3 protein-coding genes are annotated in these 1,722 nt (G+C 40.5%); 1 reads left to right on the top strand and 2 read right to left on the bottom strand.

Translation table 11 applies throughout. The features are described from left to right. Positions 1-284 precede the first annotated feature (284 nt). Positions 285-1,331, top strand: coding sequence for a nuclease-related domain-containing protein (locus ACVWXS_RS25875; protein ID WP_456960686.1), 1,047 nt, complete (start codon positions 285-287; stop codon positions 1,329-1,331). A gap of 31 nt (positions 1,332-1,362) precedes the next feature. Here ACVWXS_RS25875 and ACVWXS_RS25870 read toward each other — a convergent pair whose 3' ends face one another. Together ACVWXS_RS25870 and ACVWXS_RS25865 are read right to left on the bottom strand one after the other, a co-directional pair. Further along, the gene (locus ACVWXS_RS25870; RefSeq protein WP_456960685.1) at positions 1,363-1,539 is read right to left on the bottom strand and encodes a hypothetical protein; all 177 of its coding nucleotides are present in this window, start codon (positions 1,537-1,539) and stop codon (positions 1,363-1,365) included. Continuing rightward, on the bottom strand, positions 1,536-1,722 hold a 187-nt coding region (locus tag ACVWXS_RS25865; protein WP_456960684.1), incomplete at its 5' end, for a hypothetical protein. The genes ACVWXS_RS25865 and ACVWXS_RS25870, both read right to left, overlap by 4 nt.

Here is a 1,722-nt window from a genome sequence, read left to right as displayed (position 1 = left end):
CGACGGATAAAAATCTCAAGGAGACGGGTAGAAATAGGGGAGACGGAAAGCAAGACCTTATCGACGGAAAGAAGTCTCAGAGCGACGGAAAGAACCCTGGCACCGACGGATAAAAATCTCAAGGAGACGGATAGAAATAGAGGCGACGGAAAGCAAGACCTTATCGACGGATAGAAGTCTCAGAGCGACGGAAAGAACGCCGGCACCGACGGATAGCGAGCAAAAAATTACTAGCGAGAGCCGAATTGAGGGAATTTTTCCGTTCTTTCTATCTAAAAAAGTTGTTGAAAAAATTAATTTGTACTATATGTATTTCAAGTTTTTTGGAACCTCTTTTTATAAGGTTCTTTTTTTATAAAATAGGTATAGGAGGTGAAAAAACAATGATTTTATTAGACCGTCATGAATCGGAGCAGCACAAAATTTTAGAAGCCTTGGTACGAAGATTACCTAGAACGCATATTGAATACATGAATTATTTTGAGAAGTTGAGGCGCATACACGCGGGCTTTGCTGGGGAGCAGAGAATAGATGCCGAATGGCTTGAAATTAATTTACCTCATCGGCATTATTTTCTTCATGATTTACAAATACTTAATCACTTTGGTACTACTCATCAAATAGACACTGTTTTACTATGTCCTCAATTTATATTGATACTCGAGATTAAAAATGTAACAGGCTTTCTGGATTTCGATGAATCTTTTTATCAATTTACGCGAACTACAGCAGAAGGTGATGTAGAAGGAATGACGAATCCACTTCATCAAAGTAGAAGACATATGGAGTGGATGATGGGTATGTTACAACAGTCGCGGCTTGAGATTCCCGTTCATTATGCTGTCGTTTTGGCAACGAAAAATGCTATTTTATCGAAGAGTTTAAGAGGACAACCAATTTTTCATGTTTCAGGTTTACGTTATCACGTGCGAGAATTGCATCAACAGTATAAAGAGACAGTGGTGGATGAGGAAAAGCTTTTTCAATTTGCTTCTAAATTATTGTCCATGCATAGGCCAATCAAAAGAGAAATAGCCGTGCCTGTCAGGGATTTAATAAAGGGTGTACTTTGTGAAAGGTGTTTAAATGGACAGCCAATGAACTATCGTTACCCAAAATGGTATTGTCAACGCTGCGGAGCAGTTGATCAAGAGGCAGTTTATAGAACGCTTGAAGATTATCGATTACTAGTAGGCGAAACGTTAACAAATAAAAGTTTTTGTGAATTTTTTGCAATAGATTCGCCGAATACAGCTTATAAATTACTACAAAAGTTACCATTGAAAGCTAAGGGAACAAAAAGGAATAGGAAGTATTGGATTAAAAATTAAAGAGCAAGGATTCAAGCGGTCTGAATTTTTGCTAGAAAAGTTGTAGCTGGATAGAAGTCTTGAACCGACGGATAGACCAGCGACACCGCTGGATAGAAGTCTCAAGGTGACGGATAGAAGTAGCAGCGACGGAAACAATGAAGTCCTCGACGGATAAAAGTCTCGAACCGACGGAAAGACTAGCGACAACGCCGGATAGAAGTCTCAAGGTGACGGATAGAAGTAGCAGCGACGGAAACAATGGAGTCTTCGACGGATAGAAGTCTTGAACCGACGGATAGACCAGCGACACCGCTGGATAGAAGTAGCAGCGACGGAAACAATGAAGTCCTCGACGGATAAAAGTCTCGAACCGACGGAAAGACTAGCGACAACGCCGGATAGAAGTCTC

The organism is Lysinibacillus sp. TE18511, from assembly GCF_054062295.1.
Note: the sequence above shows the minus strand (reverse complement) of the source record. Positions and strands in the feature narration are given on the sequence as shown.